This is a genomic window from Methyloversatilis discipulorum, assembly GCF_000527135.1.
Lineage (GTDB): Bacteria > Pseudomonadota > Gammaproteobacteria > Burkholderiales > Rhodocyclaceae > Methyloversatilis > Methyloversatilis discipulorum.
Map to the genome: position 1 here is coordinate 2,864,917 of NZ_AZUP01000001.1, position 17,039 is coordinate 2,881,955.

A 17,039-nucleotide genomic window follows, 5' to 3' on the forward strand; every position below is an offset into this window, starting at 1 on the left:
ATACCCACGCGAGGCGGCGGCCGCAAGCCGGTAAAATGCGGCCTGACCTTTCTTGGGCATCGCCGTCCGCGCGATGCCGCGATCCACATGCTGTCCGACATGAACGCGCCTCAGCGCGAGGCGGTGAAATATCTCGACGGCCCACTGCTGGTGCTGGCCGGTGCCGGCTCGGGCAAGACGCGCGTGATCACGCGCAAGATCGCCTATCTGGTGCAGGAGTGCGGCTTCGACCCGCGCAACATCGCCGCCATCACCTTCACCAACAAGGCGGCCAAGGAAATGCAGGAGCGCGCCTCGCACCTGCTCGAAGGGCGCGCCGGCAAGCAGCTCAACATTTCGACCTTCCACGCGCTGGGCGTGAAGATGCTGCGCACCGAAGCGAAGGCGGCGGGGCTCAAGCCCGCCTTCTCGATACTCGATTCGTCGGATGCGACGGCCATCGTGTCCGACATTTCGAAGGAAACCGAAAAGTCGCGGCTGCGCGCGCTGGTGTCGCGCATATCGGGCTGGAAGAACGCAATGCTGCCGCCGTCGGCCGCCGCCTCGCACGCCGCGGACGAGATGGAGGCGCTGGCCGCCCGCGTCTATGAAGAGTACGAACGCACGCTGCGCGCCTACCAGGCGGTCGATTTCGACGACCTGATCGGCATCCCGGCGCGCCTGCTCGCCAGCGACGAAGAACTGCTCGAACGCTGGCAGCGCCGGCTGCGCTACCTGCTGATCGACGAGTACCAGGACACCAACAGCTGCCAGTACCAGATCGTCAAACTGCTGGCCGGCCATCGCGGCGCCTTCACCGCGGTCGGCGACGACGATCAGGCCATCTACGCCTGGCGCGGCGCCGACGTCGAGAACCTGCGCAATCTGCAGACCGATTACCCGAAGCTGAAGGTGATCAAGCTCGAACAGAACTACCGTTCGATGCAGCGCATCCTGTCGGCCGCCAACACGCTGATCGCGCGCAACGAAAAGCTGTTCGACAAGAAGTTGTGGTCCGACATGGGGCGCGGCGACCCGATCACGCTGTTCGTCGCGCGCGATGCCGAGCACGAGGCGGAGAGCGTGGCCATGCGCATCGCCTCGCACAAGTTCGAACACCGCGGAAAGTTCAGCGACTACGCAGTGCTCTACCGCGGCAATCACCAGGCACGGGTGATCGAAACGGCGCTGCGCGAGCAGAAGATTCCCTATGTCATCAGTGGCGGCCAGAGCTTCTTCGATCGCGCCGAAATCAAGGACGTGATGGCCTATCTGCGGCTAATCGCCAACGGCGACGATGACCCGGCCTTCATCCGCGCGGTGACGACGCCCAAGCGCGGCATCGGCGGCATGAGCCTGGAAGCGCTCGGCCGCTACGCCGGCGAGCGCCACATCGGGCTGTTCGCCGCGATGTTCGAAACCGGCGCCGAGCACGCGCTGCCTGCACGCGCACTGACACCGCTGCGCGAATTCGGCGACTTCATCAACCGGCTCGAATGGCGCGCCCGCACCGAGGCACCGCGCCTGCTGCTGGAGGATTTGCTGCGCGGCATCGGCTACGAAACCTGGCTGTTCGAACAGTTCGAGCCGAAAGAGGCGGAAGCGCGCTGGAACAATGTGCGCGAGTTCGTCGACTGGATGGGCCGCAAGGGCGAGGAAGACGGCAAGACGCTGCTGGAACTGACACAGACCGTTGCGCTGATCACCATGCTGGACAAGCGCGACGACGGCGAGGAACGCGACGCGGTGCAGCTGTCGACGCTGCACGCGTCGAAAGGCCTGGAGTACAAGCACGTGTTCCTGATCGGCCTGGAGGAAGGCATCCTGCCGCACCGCGAATCCATCGACGGCGGCAAGATCGAGGAAGAGCGGCGGCTGATGTATGTCGGCATCACGCGCGCGCAGCGCACGCTCACGCTGAGCCATTGCGAGCGCCGCAAGAGCGGCCGCGAATCGCGCGACTGCGAGCCGTCGCGCTTCATTTCCGAAATGGGCGAGGACGTGCAGCGGCCGAAAAAGGACGGTGCCGCCCCGACCGCCGAAGACCGCGCCACCAACGTCGCGCGGCTGGAGGCGATGAAGGCACTGCTGGCCGGCAAGGGCCCGGCGGGCGGCTGAGCGGCGTCGCGCTCATCTCGCGCGCGACGCGGCCGCTGCAGACAGCCGGCTCCGATCCAGGCCGCTGTCGGGGTCAGAAGACCCCTCCCACAGAACCCGCGCGCAGGCTAAGGCCGTAGATCGAGCGCACCACCCCTGTGGGAGCGGTCTTCTGACCGCGACATGGCCGCTGCCACTCTCAGGCTTCGATACGGGCCGCTGCCGTGGTCGGAGGCCCCCTCCCACAGAAGCCCGGCCCACGCCCGGGCTGTGGATCCGGCGCCCCCCCTGTGGGAGCGGTCTCCTGACCGCGACACGGCCGCTGCCATTCTCAGGCTTCGATACGGGCCGCTGCCGTGGTCGGAGGCGCCCTCCCCACAGGGCTCCGGTCGTGGGCCTGGCGCACCGCTATCCGCTCATATCGTCCGCCACGGACGAAAAAAAGCCCGCCGATCGGCGGGCTTTTTCATTGCAGCAGCGCTGCGCTTACTTCTTCTCTTCGTAAGCCGGCGCTGCGATGGCGGCGGCTTCGACCGGCGCAGCCGGAGCAGCGGCGGCATCGGCAGCCGGCTCAGCAGCGGCATCGGCTGCATCGGCCGCCTTCGGCTCGGCGAAGTTCGCACCCGCCTTGTTGCCCATGTAGGCGACCGCGCGCGTGATCTCTTCATCGCTCAGCGAGGCGTTGCCGCCCTTGGCCGGCATTGCGCCCTTGCCGTTGATCGCCGATTTCACCAGCGCGTCGAGGCCGGTGGCAATGCGGCTGGCCCAGGCGCCGCTGTCGCCCAGCTTCGGCGCGCCGGCCATGCCGGCGTCGTGACAGGCGGCACAGGCACCCTTGTAGATCTGCTCGCCCGTCTTCGGGCCCTTGGCTTCCGGTTCGCCCAGCGCGAGTTGCGCAACCGGCTGGATCGCACGCGACACCACTTCCGGATCAGGATTGCTGGCGCCCTTATAGCCGGACGACACGTACTGGGCCACCAGCACGCCCAGACCGACAAACACCACAAATGACAGTACGACCACCGCGATCAGCTGTTGCGGCGTCTTGATGAGAGTTTCGTGCTCTTCGTGCGCGTCCGACATGGTGCCTTCCTCTGATGACCTGGATAGGGTTGGAAAAACAGAACGCGCCATTATAGCGGCAGCCGGCGCCGCCTGCGCCCCAAACGCACGGCCCGCATGGACGCGCGGGCCCAAAGCGGCTATCCTTCGCCGCCTGCGGGCTGTTTCACCGCCCGCAATGCGCCCGTAGCTCAGCTGGATAGAGTACTGCCCTCCGAAGGCAGGGGTCGTGCGTTCGAATCGCGCCGGGCGCGCCAATTCTCCGAAAGGGCTGGATCACCTCGATCCGGCCCTTTTGTTTTGGGCCGGCCGGCTGCCCGGGCGCCGTTTGCGCCGGACCGACGGATACCGCCCTCTCGCCCGTCGCGCCGCGGCCGCCCGAAACGCACAGGTCACCTACCGAGAACCGCCGCGATACGCTGCCAGCGGAGACCATCACCCTTCTTCACACCTGCGCTACGACGCTTCGGCGGCGGGATCGAGGCAGCGACGCACCTTGGCCAGCAGGCGTGCCTGATCGACCGGTTTGACGATGAAGTCAAGCGCACCGGCCTCTTTCGACTGGATCACAATGCCGCGCTCGCTGTGCCCGGTCATGACGAGAATCGGAATGCCCGCGAGTTGCTCGACGGACTTGAGGTGGCGCATGGCCTCTATGCCGCTCAGACCGGGCAGTTCGATATCCATCAGAATGAGATCCGGATGATGTCTGTGCACCATACCCAGCGCCTCCGGTCCGGAAGCGGCGAATAGCGCCTGCATGTCGTTCCTGACCAGCCAGTCGCCGATCAGCTTGCGCTGGAACTCGTCGTCATCGACGATCAGGACGACCGGGCGAAGCTGACCGATGACCTCGGACAGGACCTGCGCCGACTCCAGTTGCGGCGACAGCGCCTGCCTGTACTCGGTCACCCAATCCACCGCCTGCCCCATCGTTTCGGTAGCGCTGCGCAACTGCGGGTCGATGCCTTCGCTGCGCAGTTGATCGACCTCGTGCGCGACCTTCGGGATGTCGCCCGCCTGGATGACCGATCTGTCGGCCAGCGTTTTCGGGAATCGCGCCAGCGCGGCGCCGATGCGGTCGCCCGCCTCGTCGAGCGAGCGCCTGACCTGACTCATCTGGTCCTGTCCGCGCGACATGTAACGTTCGAGCGTCGTTTCCAGTTCCGCGATGCGCCGCATGTGCTCGGCAAGCTCGCTCTGGCTGATCGGCAGCGAACGCTCGAACTCGATCTGGCGCAGCGCGTGGAAGACCGACATCGGCAGCCGCGGCGTGTCGTGGGTCAGCGGCCAGAACAGGATGTAGTCGTCGAAGTACTCGCGCTTGCACAGTTCGTAGACCCGCTTCAGGTCGTCCTTGTCACAGAGGATGACAGTGCGGTGAGGAATCGCCTGCACCACCGTGCTCAGGCGATAGAGGCCGAGGTAATAGCGCTCGGCTTTCTCCAACGAGTTGAACGCGAGCAGCAGCACGTCGGGCTTGATCCGCTCGAAGTCCTCGATGCTGCGGTCCGGATCGGTCGACAGGAATATCTTCTCGAACTCGTCGCGCAGCAGCCTGCGCACCAGTTCGGCGTCGCTGACGATATCGCTCGCCACCAGAATGCGGACGTCTTCCTTGTTCAAGATCTGTTCACCAGGTGCGTTCGTCGAGCCTCCCATTCGGCCATCCATTCCGGCAGGCGATCGGCGGGCATCGGTCGTGCGATGAAATAGCCCTGCGCGACGTCGCAGCCAAGATCGCGCAGACAAGCCCAGTCGCCCGCCGTCTCGACGCCTTCCGCCACACTGCGAAGGCCGAGCTGGCGGGCCATGCCCAGATTCGCGCGCAGAATGGCGAGCAGCTCCGCGTTCTCGCCGGCGCCACGCACGAAGCTACGGTCGAGCTTGAGTTCGTCGAACGGAATGTCCCGCAGTTGCGCCAGCGACGAAAAGCCGGTGCCGAAATCGTCGATCGACAGCCCGATGCGCTTCAGGCGCAGCCGCGACACGATGTCGAGCAAGGACAGCGTGTCGTGCATCAACTGGCTCTCGGTCACTTCCAGCACCAGTTGCGCGATCGGCACGCCGGCGCGCGCGGCGGCACCGGCCACCCGGTCGGGGAAGTCCAACGCGACCAGATTGTCCATCGACACATTGATCGCGCAGCGCAGATCGAGCCCGCTCTCATTCCACGAGCGCGTGTCGCGCAGCGCAACGTGCAGCACGGCATCGGTCAGCTCCTCGATAACGCCGCCGCTCTCGGCCGCCGCGATGAACTGGTCAGGAAACACCAGCCCATCCTGCGCATGCGCCCACCGCACCAGCGTCTCCACGCCCACCACCCGTGCATCGGAAAAGGCGACCTTCGGCTGGTAGTGATTGACGAGCTGTCCCTGCCGCACGCCCTGACGCAGTTCGGCCGCCTCATAGCGCTTGCGAAACTCGGGCTCGGCCCGAGCGGCACCGGCCGCCGCCGGCTGCAGCAGCGCGCGGATCGATTCCAGCGCCACCGGCTTGCGCAGCGTGCCCAAGACCTGTAGCTGACGTGCGCTCGCCAGGCGACGGACCGAATCGAGCACACGCACGTCCTCGCCGCTGATCAGGACCAGACCACCGCGATAGCCGTGCCGGGAGAGGTGGCGCAGGAACTCGACACCATCCATGCCCGGCATGTTGAGGTCGCAGAACAGCACATCCACACTGTCGATCTGCCCGTCTATCAGCGTCAGCGCGGCGCTCGCGCTCTCACAGGCAAGCACCCCATCAACCCCCAGCTGGGTCAGCTGGCGCGTCAGCAATCGCAGCGTGAAGCGGTCATCGTCGACGATCAGCACCCTCATGCCTGCGGCCTCCCCGAAAGTGTGTCGTCGAGGTGATTGCGTATTGCCTCTTCGGCGCGAGCCTGGATCGAATCCAGTCGCTTCACGCCCTGCTTGAGGTAAGCGATGCGCCCGCTCCTCGCTGCCCGCTCAAACGTACCGCAGCACTCGGCCAGCTCAAGCGCACCGACCGAGCGGGCGGACGATTTCAGCTTGTGCGCAACATGTGCAGCCCGCGCGCAATCTCCCACTTCGCAGGCCTGACGAAGCTCGCCCCACTGCGGCAAGGTCGTATCGAGATAGAAGGCGAGCAGGTCGCGGATCGACTCGTCGTCGTCGCCGATGATGGCGCGCATCGCATCCACGTCGAACACCGGCAAGTCGACCGGTTGATCCGATTCCGGCTCGGTGCCCACAATGACCTGTTCGATCGCCACACGCAACTGTTCGAGCTTGAGCGGTTTGGTCAGATAGTTGTCAAAGCCCACCGCCCGTGCACGCTCGTGTTCTCCACGCAATGCGTTCGCGGTCAGCGCAATGATGGGTATGCGCCCTCCTTGCGCATCTCGCCCGGCCGCCGCCTCTTCGGCACGGATCGCACGCACGAGGGCATAACCATCCATCTCGGGCATGTGCAGATCGGTCAACAGCATCGCGTAGCGCGAACGCCGCCACATCGCCAGCGCCTCGGCGCCGTTCTGCGCGATCTCGGCCGTTCGCCCGAGCAATGCCAGCTGCTGCAAGATGACCTTGCGGCTGGTCGCATCGTCCTCGGCCACCAGGATGAGCTCGCCACTGGCACGCGCCTGCTCGACCGTCGGCGCCGCAGGTGCGTCGGGCACGCCGCTGGCCTGCTGCTCGTGCAGCACCTCGGGCGACTCCCGGCCGGTGGCTATCGCCACCGCCTGCAGCAGCGAGCGCCTGCGCAGCGCCGAGTAGTCGAGACTCACCTTGTCGGCGTCCGCAATGCGCGCACGACGGCGACGACCGCGGGTGATCAGGAGCTGACGCACCTTCGTCTTCGTACCATCGCCGACGTCCAGCGGAAGGGTCGCTCGCTCGACCGCCCGGACGACCACCACGTCCAGGCCGCCGTCGCGTGCCCGGAGCACGGCTTCGGATTCGTCGGCCACATCGTCCACCCGGGCTCCTGCATGCAGCAGGTAGTCGGCGAAGCCGGGGTCGTTCAGCACCCGGTCGACAACGATGCAGTGCGTGCCGCGCAGGTCTGGATAGTTCGGCGCCGGCATCTCCGGCGGCAGCAGGAAAGGAAGACAGGCAACGAAGGTCGAGCCCCGACCGGGTGCGCTGACCACCTGGATGTCGCCGCCCATCAGCTCGATCAGTCGCCGACAGATGGTCAGTCCCAAACCGGTCCCGCCGTAGCGGCGCGAGGCCGAATTCTCGCCCTGGTTGAACGGACGAAACAGCTGCTGCAACGTTTCCGGCGTCATACCGATGCCGTTGTCGACCACGGTGAACGCCAGCCGAAGCGGCGACGCCTCGGCCCGCGTCACCCGCAATGCGACCTGCCCCTGCGGCGCACTTCGGCCCGCCGAGAACTTGATCGCATTGCCGACCAGGTTGTACAGCACCTGGCGCAGGCGCACCGCATCACCGAGCACACACTCAGGCACCTCGGGCGAGACGATCACGCGGAGCTCGACTCCGGAGCGTTCGGCCAGCGGTAGCAAGGCATCGCACACCCCCTCGGCGAGATCGACCACCGACAGCGGCTCGGACAAAATCTCCAGCCGCCCAGCCTCGATCTTCGAGAAATCGAGGATGTCGTCGATCAGCCCCAGCAAGGTCTGGCCGGACTCGCGTGCGGTGCGGATCATGTCGGCCTGCTGTGCCGTGAGCGGGCTATGCGCCATCACCTCCAGCATGCCCAGCACACCATTCATCGGTGTGCGGATCTCGTGGCTCATGTTGGCGAGGAAGGCGCTCTTTGCCCTGCTTGCCTCCTCCGCCTGCTGCTGGGCGACGCGCAGTTCGGCGGTCCGAGCGACCACCAGCTCCTCCAGGTGATCCTTGTAGCGGAGCACCTCGTTCTCCGCCTCATGCCGGCTCGTCACGTCCGTCCACGCACCGACGATGCGCATCGGTTCGCCGTCGGCGTCGCGCTCCACCCTCATGTGATCGTTAATCCAGATCCAGCGCCCGTCAGCGCCGCGGAAGCGGTACTCGTGCACGACGTGCCCGGTGCGCAACACCTCTCGCGTGTGGGCAATCGCTGCTTCGCGATCGTCCGGGTGCACATTCCCGCGCCACCAGTCCGGCGTGCGTGTCTGTTCGACCGAGTAGCCGAACAGCCACTCGATGTTGTCGCTCACCCACTCCGGCTCTACCCGTTCGCCTTCGACCGCCAGCGCATAGGTAACGCCCGGGCTCACGCTCAGGTAATGGCTCAGGCGCGTGGCGACGGTGCGAAGCTCGTCCTCGACGCGCTTGCGTTCGCTGATGTCCGTCATGCCTCCCAGCATGCGCGTCGGATGACCGTCCGGGTCGCGGATGACGTAGCCGCGATCGACGACGTAGGCGTAGCTGCCGTCGAGGCGGCGGAAACGGTAGCTGTCCGACCACCGCTCACCGCCGTCGTCGATCACACGATGAATACCTTCGGTTACCCGATCGAGGTCATCCGGGTGAATGCGCGAAGTCCACGACGAGATGGCCTTCTCGATCGTCAGAAGGTCGTAGCCGAACAGCTTCTCGAAACCGTCGTTCCACCACAGCGTGTCGTAGCGGAGATCCCAGTCCCAGATGGCATCGTTGGTCGCGCGCGACAGCCGACGGAAGCGCTCCTCGCTGTCGCGCACCGCCTGTTCGGTCATCTTGCGCTCGGTGATGTCGCGCTCGATCGCCAGCCAGTGCGTATAGAAGCCGTGTTCGTCGGTGATCGGCACAATGTCCAGCTCGAGCCAGATCATCTCGCCGTTCTTGCGGTAGTTGATCACCTGCTCGCGTGCCGGCTGCCATTGCGCCAACGCATCGCGCAGACGGCTGCGCACCTCGGGCTGGGTGGCCGGCCCCTGCAGCATGCGCGGCGTCATGCCGAGCGCCTCTTCGCGCGTGAAACCGGTGATGCGTTCGAAGGCCTCGTTCACGAAGTGGATGCGCGGCCCGTCCGGCGTGCCTATCCCATCGGTGCCGGTGATCATGACAATGTCACCCATGCGCGCGATGCACATTTCGAGCAGGCGCAACTGCTCCTCGTCCTTGTGCCGCTGCGACACGTCGAAAATGACGCCCTCGATGCTCCGCACCTGGCCGTCGGTATCGCGTATCCCCTGCCCGCGTTCCCACACCCAGCGTTCGCCGCCATCGGCGGCAAAGATGCGGTAGGTCAGTTCGAACGCCCGGCGCTCGTCCAGCGCGCGCGACACGTCCTGTTGGACCCGCAGGCGGTCGGCCGGGTGTATCAGTTCAACGTAACGCCTGTGCTCGATGCCGACCAGTTCGGCCGGCGCATAACCGGTCAGCGCATGGGCACCATCGCTGACGAATTCCATTGTCCAGCCGGCATCGGGTCGGCAGCGATAGACCATGCCGGTCAGGTTGCTCATCAGAGTCAGCATTTCGCGCCGACTTTCCTGCAGCGCTTCGTCCGCCCGCTTGCGTTCCGAAATGTCCTGGAAGGCGCCCTGCACACGCACGATCTCGCCGCGCTCGTTGCGCACTGCCTCACCTATCGTGCGCACCCAGAGCACCTGCCCGTCGCGGCCGGCCGCCTGCAGCTCGACGTCGAACGGCACGCCGGTCTGCATGCAGCGCTCGAACACCTCGCGGATCCGCGGCTGGTGCTCGGGGACGTAGAGCTTCAGCCCCTCGGCCGCCACCGGCATCTGCGACGACTGCAGCCCGAACAGGTCGCGCGCCTCGTCCGACCAGATCATCGCAAGGCCCGGTACGTCTATCGTCCACGCACCCATCCGGCTGACGCGCGAGGCCATCGCCAGCAGGGCCTGGCTCTGCCGCAGCCGCGCCTCGGCTTCGCGCTGCTGTGTGATGTCTTCTGCGACACCAATGATGCTGTGCGCGGTACCGTCCGCGTCGCGCTGCATGGACACGCTCATGCGCACCCAGACGATACGGCCATCGGCGGCGATGCAGCGCTTCTCGATGACGAAGCTGTCACGCACGCCGCCATGAACCTCGTCCATCAGCGCACGATTGCGTGCCAGGTCGTCGGCGTGCGTGATCGACAACAAGGTGCGCGCCTGCAGTTCCTCCTCGCTGTACCCCAGCATGCGCCGGTACGCCGCGTTGGTGGCGATGAAGCGGCCCTCCAGTGTGGTGATCGCGATGCCGGTCGCGGCGTCCTCGAACACCTTGCGAAAGCGTGCTTCGGTCGCCGCGATCGCCTCGCGCGCACGCTCCCGCTCGGTGATGTCCATCACCATGCCAAGCCGGCGCTCGGGGCGACCTTCGACGTCGAAGAGCACCTTGCCGCGCTCGTACATCCAGCGGATTTCGCCATCGGGGCGGCGGATGCGATAGGTGTTCTCGATCACCGGCGCTTCGGGCGTCGCATCCGTGTTCGCGCCGGCCACGCGTGCACGGTCTTCGGGCAACACCATCTCGAGGAAGGCATCCATTGTCCCGGCAAACGCCTCGGGTGCGATGCCAAACAGCCGGCAGGTCTGTTGCGTCCAGGTCAGGCGGCCACTCGCCAAGTCGAAATCCCAGCTGCCCATGGAGGCGATCGCCTGCGCCTCATCGAGCTGAACGCGCATGCGCTCCGCCTGACGCTGCGCACACTTCTGGACGGTGATGTCGGTATGTGTGCCGACCATGCGCAGCGGCTTGCCCTCGGCATCGCGCACCATTACCTTGCCGCGATCGAGTATCCAGCGATCGCTGCCGTCGCTTGCCCGCATCCGGAACACGGCTTCGTAGAAAGGAGTGCGGTCCGCCAGGTGCTCGCCTACGCAGTGCAGCGTCGGTTCGAGATCATCCGGGTGCACGCGCGACGACCAGGCCTGCAGCGTGTGTGGAATGTCCTCCGGCGCGTGGCCGAGCATGGTGCACCAGCGGTCGGAGAAGTACACCTCGTCGGTCAGCAGATTCCAGTCCCACACACCCTCGTCGCTGGCTTCGAGGGCGAACTGCCAGCGCTCCTCCAGCGCCTTCAGTGCGGCTTCGGTCCGGGCCTGCACGTCCAGCTGGCGGCGCAGCCGCATCTGCGTCATCACTTGGTCAGCCAGCGTGCGCAGCGCACGCCGCTGACGGTCATCGAGGCGGCGAGGCATCCAGTCGATCACGCACAGCGTACCCAGCACCTCACCATCGGGCGTGAGCAGCGGAGCACCTGCGTAGAAACGGATGCCCGGCTCGCCGGTGACCAGCGGATTGTCGGCGAAGCGCGGATCGAGCGTCGCGTCAGTGACCTCCAGCAGATCGGGGGCGTGCAGGGCATGGGCGCAGAACGCGATGTCGCGCGACGTATGCGTAACCTCGATGCCGACGCGCGACTTGAACCACTGGCGCGTACCGTCAACCAGCGACACGAGGGCGACCGGCGTCCCGCACAGCTCGGCGGCCAGGCGTGTGATGTTGTCGAACGCCGCCTCCGGCGGCGAGTCGAGGATATCGAGTTCGCACAGAGCACGGATACGCGCCGACTCGTTGGCGGGAGGGGCTGCTTTCATCGGTCAGTAAGGCGAATGCGTGCTACGGCCACGAAGTGGGCGGAGGGGGCCCTGCTTAATACGGACACTACGCTAAGACGGCCGGGCCATCATGAACAGGGCGAACCGAACGCATTTGCGATTCATCGAGGGTGCAGGCGCTCACCGGCCTGACGCGATTTACGGCCGTCGCGGTCGGAACTTTGTCAGCGACTGTGTCCACCGCCCCTCGCCAAGGCGAGGGCAAGTCGGTCTGGCGGACACAGTCGGCGCACGGCGTCGCCGATGGCGCGCCACACGCGTGCGCTACCATCCGGGCGACGGGTCTTCAGAACGGAGTCTGGATACGAATGAGTGGCAGCCAAGAGGGCCTCTCGGGAGGGCGGTGGATCCTGCTCGCGCTGCTCGCTGTCTGCGTGCTCGACATCCGGCTTTTCATGTTCGTCGATGCGGCACGCACGGAAACGCTGGAGCGCGCGCTCGATACGCTGCACGTGAGCGCCGAAGTGGTCGCGCGGCGCATGGATCAGCACCTGGCCACCTACGACCGGCTTCTGTCCGGCATTGCCGAGGGTGTCCGGCTTCACGGCGGCATGTCGACCGCCCCCGATCTTGCCCTGCACCGGCTTCTGGTCAGGCGACACGCCCTCAATCCGGAGTTGCGGTCGCTGTTCCTGGTGCGGCACGACGGCACCGTGGCAGCAATGTCGCTCAGCTTTCCGGCACCGCAACTCGATGTATCGGCGCGGGACTACTTTCAGGCGCAATCGGGATCGGGCGCCGACGAGCACCGCCTTTTCGTTGGGCCGGCCATCATCAGCAAGCTGACCGGCAGGCACATCTTTCCGCTCAGCCGGCGGGTCGAGAACGATGGCAACCGCTTTCTCGGCGTAGCGGCCGCTGCCGTCGATCCGGAACTGCTGACGACCTTGTTGATCGAGCAGGGACTGCCGGCCGGCTACACGCTGTCGGTCTTCCTGCGCGATGGGCATCGACTTGCCTGCCTGCCTCGCCGCGCCGACTGCGTCGAGAGCACAGCCGCCGACACGCCCTTGTTCCGCACGCTTCTGCCCGCAGCCGCCGACGGTCTGTTCGCGCGCCAGCGCCTGCTCGACGAGCCCGCCGGTCCGGCTGCCTACGCCACCTCCAATGCCTATGGAATCATCGTCGCCGCGACCGCGGATGAGCGCGTGCTGCTGCAGTCGTGGCGGCGCAATCTGGGCAGTTACGTCACGCTGGCGGCAGCGAGCAACCTCGCGTTCGCGGGGCTGGCCTGGTTCGCCTTCCGTCAGTTCCGGCGCCGCCGACTGGCGCTGCAGCAACTGGCCGATGCAAACCAGGAACTGGAGAACCGCGTCGCCCGCCGCACGGATCAGCTGCGACGCAGCGAAGATCGCGCTCGGACCTTCATGAACACGGCACGTGATGCCGTCGTCGTGATCGACAGCAACAGCTGCATCGTCGAGTTCAATCGCGCGGCCGAAGCCTTGTTCGGCTATCGCGCAGAGGAGGTCGCGGGGCGTCGTCTCGACATGCTGATGCCGCCCGCCCAGGCGCCGGCGCACCGCCAGCATGTGCAGGCGGCGAATGCATCGGTCGACGCGCGCGCGATGAACCGGGGGCGCGAGGTGACGGGCCGTCACAAGGACGGCCACGAATTCCCGATCGACGTTACCGTCGGCAGCGCAGGCGAAGGTCCGCAGAGCGTCCACGTCGGCATCATTCGCGATATCAGCGAACGCAAGGTCATGGAGCGCGAACTGCAGCGACAGGCGTCGACCGACGGTCTGACCGGCGTGCTCAATCGCCGCGCCTTCACCGCAGAAAGCGAGCGGCTGATATCGGTCGCGTTGCGCCACGGGCGGCCGCTGAGCCTGATGGTGATCGACGCCGACCACTTCAAGAAGGTGAACGACGTGTTCGGCCACCCGACCGGCGACGCCGTGCTGAAGGCGCTCGCGCTCACGCTCGCACAGGCGCTGCGCACCAGCGACGTGCTCGGCCGTCTCGGCGGCGAGGAGTTCGGCATCGTGCTGCCGGAAACCGATGCCACCGGCGCGCACGAGGTCGGCGAGCGACTGCTGCAGGCGGTACGCGAGCGCCGGATCGAACACGACGGCCATACGCTGAACATCACCGTGAGCATCGGTGCGACCGTGCTCGGTGCCGGCGACGACAGTTTCGAATCGGCCTTCCTGCGTGCCGACCGGGCACTTTACGAGGCGAAGCACGGAGGACGGGATCGCGCCGTGCTGAAGCTTGGCGGCCAGCCGACCGGCTAATGTGCGCCGGTCGCTGTTAGGGGGCGAAGCGCGCCGCAGTGACAGGACGAAGCAGCCGTCAGCCCGGGAAGCCGGCGGCGGCGCGCAAGGGCGCGGCGGAAGGATGGGGTTGGTCCGACAGCAGGTCGGTCGCCCCGATGCGTTCCGCGAGCCATTGCGTGGCGTCGTTCGCGGCCAGCGGGCGCGACCACAGATAGCCCTGACCCTTGTTGCAGTCCAGCGTCGCCAGCAGCGCCGCCTGGCCTTCGGTTTCGATGCCTTCGGCGGTCGTGCTCATGCCGAGGCTGCGGGCAACGCGCACGGTGGCTTCTATCAGTACCCGCTTGTGCAGATTGCTCTCCGCGTCGGCGACAAAGGAGCGATCGATCTTGACCGTGTCGATCGGCAGCTGGCCGAGACAGGCCAGCGAGGAATAACCGGTGCCGAAATCGTCCAGCGCGAGCGCGAGGCCGAGCGCCTTCAGTTCGAGCAGGCGGGCGCGGATGTCGTCGCCCTGGGCCGCCATGCTCTCCGTCACCTCCAGCTGCAGTGCCTGCGCCGGCAGACGGCTCGATTCGAGCACGCGCGCGACCTGGGCGGCGATCGCGGCGTCCTGCAACTGTGCGCGCGACAGATTGACCGAAATCATTCCGGGCGCCTGTGCGCCGAAACAGCGCTGCCAGGCAGCCAGCTGCCGGCAGGCCGAATCGAGCACGAACTCGCCGACGGCGCCGATGAGGCCGCACTCCTCAGCAATTTCGATGAATTCGACCGGAGATACCAGACCGCGCTGCGGATGCTGCCAGCGGACCAGCGCCTCGAAGCCGGCGACGCGACCGTCGGCCAGCTCGACGATGGGCTGGTAGACGACGAACAGTTCGCCCTGTTCGAGCGCCCGCCGCAGTTCCAGTTCGAGTGCGCCGCGACGGGTCGCGATGTCCTTGATCGACGGCGTGAACAGCACGTGGCGCCCGCCGCCGGCACGCTTCGCCTCCTGCATGGCGAGGCTCGCGTCCTGCAGCACGGCGTTCGCCTCGGCGGCGGCATGAACACCGGCGACGACGCCGATGCTGGCGGAAATGTGCACCTCGACGTCATCGATCAGATAGGGGCGGGACAGCGTGTCGATCAGCCGCTGCGCGATGCTGTGCACGTCCTCGCTCCCACGCAGGCCGTCGAGCAGCACGACGAATTCGTCACCGCCGAGGCGGGCCGTCGTGTGCAGCGGCTCCTGCGCAGGGCCGACGGCATCGCGCTGACGCACGGTGCCATTCAGCCGCTCGGCCACCATGCGCAGCAGCCGGTCGCCACCTGCCTGCCCGAGCGTCAGATTGACGCGATTGAAGCGGTCGCAGTTGATGAACAGCACGGCAAAGGTGGGCGCTCCGCCGGCATCGGGGCGCGCCAGCGCCTGCTGTATCCGCTCCAGCACGGCGGAGCGGTTGGGCATCAGCGTCAGGCTGTCGGTGCGCGAGGCGTCGCGCATACGCGACGCCAGGCGCTGCTGTTCCAGCTCGACCTCGTGCGTCACATCGTTGACGCAGCCCATGATGGTGTTGGGGTCGAGCCGGAGAAGACTGATGCCGAGCACGCGCCTGCCGCCGGCGGTCGAGCGCACCGGCATGCGCAGCCCCTCGCACACCAGCGCACCCGGCTCGACCGCAGCGTCAGCCATGGCGCGCAGATCCGGCGCCACCTCGGCCAGCACCTCGAACAGATTGTCCAGATTGCCCTGCCGCGCCAGCGGCATCAGCAACTGCGCCGAACGTGGATTCAGCATGGTCACCGTGCCGTCGGGCCGCACCTGCAGCAGGCCGATCGGCGCCTGATAGAGGAACTGGATCAGCGCCTCGTAGGCGGGCGGCTGCAGAACCTCTGGGTCGCTGTCCGGCTTCATCGGGCGGCCACCGACTGCGGCGCGGGCTGCCAGCGCTCGACCCGATTGCGTCCTGCCGCCTTGGCCGCATACAGCGCCTCGTCGGCACGCTGCATCAGCGCGTCGAAATCGCTCACGTCGGCGTCCATCGCCGCGACGCCGGCGCTGACGGTGTAGCGCACGGCCTGGCCGCCGACCTCCACCGCCTGCGTCGCAAGCAGCTGGCACAGGCGCTGGGCAACGACCGCAGCACCCTCCAGCGTGGTGTCCGGCAACAGCACGACGAATTCCTCGCCACCGAAGCGCGCCAGCACGTCCATCGCACGGAAGGTCGCGGTCATGCCGGCGGCGAGATGACGCAGCACGGCGTCGCCGGCGGCGTGACCGTACTGGTCGTTGATCCGCTTGAAGTGGTCGGCATCGATCATCACCAGCGACAGCGGCCGCGGAAAGCGCGCCCAGCGCTGCATCTCCAGCTCGACCGCCTCGACGAAGGCGCGGCGGTTCAGCAGGCCGGTCAGGTGATCGCAGGACACCGCCTTCAGCAGCGCTTCCGCCGCCTCGCGCCGGTCGGACACGTCGCGGATGATGAGGCTGTAGGCACGTTCGTCGGACAGCTCGCCATCGCGGTCATGCAGTGGCGCGATCAGGCAGCTGCCCCAATAGCGACCGGCGTCGGCGCGCACGCACCATCCTTCGTCCAGGCTCCAGCCGGTGCGGTCGGCCTCGTGCAGCCGGTCGAGCACGCGCTGTTCGGAAATCGCGTCTTCAGGGTAGAACATCGACAGGCTGCGGCCGCTCACCTGCTCCTCGGTGAAGCCGGTGATGCGGGCGATGCTCGGGTTCCAGTCCTGCACGCAGCCGCGGTGGTCGAGCGACACCAGGGCGTAGTCGGTCAGGCCGATCGCCAGCGTGTTGATCCAGGCCTGGCTCTGGCGCAGTTCGCGGTCCCGGCGGACCGACTGCGTGACATCGGAAATGACGGCCATCAGCCGCTCGGCGTCGAGCTTCAGCAGCGTCAGCGCCAGCACCTGGCTCTGCCGACGACCGGGCTGACCGGTCGCGATCGGCACCTGCAGCGCGTCGCACACCGTACCGTGCGCGTCCGGGAAATCCTGCACCCGCTGTCGCAGGTCAGGCACCACGGCTTCCAGCGCGGTGAACAGATTGGCCAGCTGGCCGTCCGGGGAGAGCGGCATCAGCAGCTGCGCGCACAGCGGATTGATCATCGTGATCTCGCCGTCCGCCAGCGTCTGTACAAGGCCTATCGGCGCCATGTACATGAACTGCAACAGCGCTTCGTATTCCTCTTCGACCGGTGCGCTCATGC

8 protein-coding genes and 1 tRNA gene are annotated in these 17,039 nt (G+C 66.8%); 3 read left to right on the forward strand and 6 right to left on the reverse strand.

All coding sequences use genetic code 11. The features are described 5' to 3' along the window. Positions 1 to 87 precede the first annotated feature (87 nt). Entirely contained in the window at positions 88 to 2,097 is a 2,010-nt protein-coding gene (locus tag METFAM1_RS0113330) for a UvrD-helicase domain-containing protein (protein ID WP_019915824.1), read from the forward strand. A 465-nt stretch (positions 2,098 to 2,562) separates the two neighbouring features. Here the strand turns inward: METFAM1_RS0113330 and METFAM1_RS0113335 are convergent, their stop codons facing one another. Next, complete coding sequence (locus METFAM1_RS0113335; protein WP_019915826.1) at positions 2,563 to 3,159, reverse strand: c-type cytochrome; 597 nt, start codon at positions 3,157 to 3,159, stop codon at positions 2,563 to 2,565. Positions 3,160 to 3,318: 159 nt separating this feature from the next. Here METFAM1_RS0113335 and METFAM1_RS0113340 point away from each other — a divergent pair. Next, positions 3,319 to 3,395 (forward strand) — tRNA-Arg (locus METFAM1_RS0113340). A gap of 199 nt (positions 3,396 to 3,594) precedes the next feature. On the opposite strand, the gene METFAM1_RS0113350 is transcribed toward METFAM1_RS0113340, so the two are convergent. The 3 genes from METFAM1_RS0113350 to METFAM1_RS20400 are packed head-to-tail and all read right to left on the reverse strand — an operon-like array spanning position 3,595 to position 11,593. Continuing rightward, entirely contained in the window at positions 3,595 to 4,764 is a 1,170-nt protein-coding gene (locus tag METFAM1_RS0113350) for a response regulator (protein ID WP_019915828.1), read from the reverse strand. After that, positions 4,761 to 5,960 carry an EAL domain-containing response regulator gene (locus METFAM1_RS0113355; protein WP_019915830.1) on the reverse strand — a complete coding sequence of 400 codons (1,200 nt, stop codon included), beginning with the start codon at positions 5,958 to 5,960 and terminating at the stop codon, positions 4,761 to 4,763. Before METFAM1_RS0113355 ends, METFAM1_RS0113350 begins: the two co-directional genes overlap by 4 nt. Next, positions 5,957 to 11,593, reverse strand: coding sequence for a PAS domain-containing protein (locus tag METFAM1_RS20400; RefSeq protein WP_024300696.1), 5,637 nt, complete (start codon positions 11,591 to 11,593; stop codon positions 5,957 to 5,959). The genes METFAM1_RS0113355 and METFAM1_RS20400 overlap by 4 nt, the downstream gene beginning before the upstream one ends. A gap of 329 nt (positions 11,594 to 11,922) precedes the next feature. On the opposite strand from METFAM1_RS20400, the gene METFAM1_RS0113365 reads away from it, so the two are divergent. Next, positions 11,923 to 13,854, forward strand: a complete 1,932-nt coding sequence (locus tag METFAM1_RS0113365; protein WP_020647592.1) for a sensor domain-containing diguanylate cyclase — start codon at positions 11,923 to 11,925, stop codon at positions 13,852 to 13,854. Positions 13,855 to 13,912: 58 nt separating this feature from the next. Here METFAM1_RS0113365 and METFAM1_RS0113370 read toward each other — a convergent pair whose 3' ends face one another. Both METFAM1_RS0113370 and METFAM1_RS0113375 read right to left on the reverse strand, forming a co-directional pair. After that, positions 13,913 to 15,730 (reverse strand): putative bifunctional diguanylate cyclase/phosphodiesterase, encoded by a 1,818-nt coding sequence (locus METFAM1_RS0113370; protein WP_019915833.1) that lies wholly within the window; start codon positions 15,728 to 15,730, stop codon positions 13,913 to 13,915. Further along, the gene (locus METFAM1_RS0113375) at positions 15,727 to 17,037 is read right to left on the reverse strand and encodes a sensor domain-containing diguanylate cyclase (protein ID WP_019915834.1); all 1,311 of its coding nucleotides are present in this window, start codon (positions 17,035 to 17,037) and stop codon (positions 15,727 to 15,729) included. Before METFAM1_RS0113375 ends, METFAM1_RS0113370 begins: the two co-directional genes overlap by 4 nt. Positions 17,038 to 17,039: the final 2 nt, after the last annotated feature.

Coding starts and splice junctions, on each gene's coding strand:
- METFAM1_RS0113335 (WP_019915826.1), bottom strand. CDS start 3,159: ATGTCGGACGCGCACGAAGAGCACGAAACTCTCATCAAGACGCCGCAA.
- METFAM1_RS0113365 (WP_020647592.1), top strand. CDS start 11,923: ATGAGTGGCAGCCAAGAGGGCCTCTCGGGAGGGCGGTGGATCCTGCTC.
- METFAM1_RS20400 (WP_024300696.1), bottom strand. CDS start 11,593: ATGAAAGCAGCCCCTCCCGCCAACGAGTCGGCGCGTATCCGTGCTCTG.
- METFAM1_RS0113375 (WP_019915834.1), bottom strand. CDS start 17,037: ATGAGCGCACCGGTCGAAGAGGAATACGAAGCGCTGTTGCAGTTCATG.
- METFAM1_RS0113370 (WP_019915833.1), bottom strand. CDS start 15,730: ATGAAGCCGGACAGCGACCCAGAGGTTCTGCAGCCGCCCGCCTACGAG.
- METFAM1_RS0113330 (WP_019915824.1), top strand. CDS start 88: ATGCTGTCCGACATGAACGCGCCTCAGCGCGAGGCGGTGAAATATCTC.
- METFAM1_RS0113355 (WP_019915830.1), bottom strand. CDS start 5,960: ATGAGGGTGCTGATCGTCGACGATGACCGCTTCACGCTGCGATTGCTG.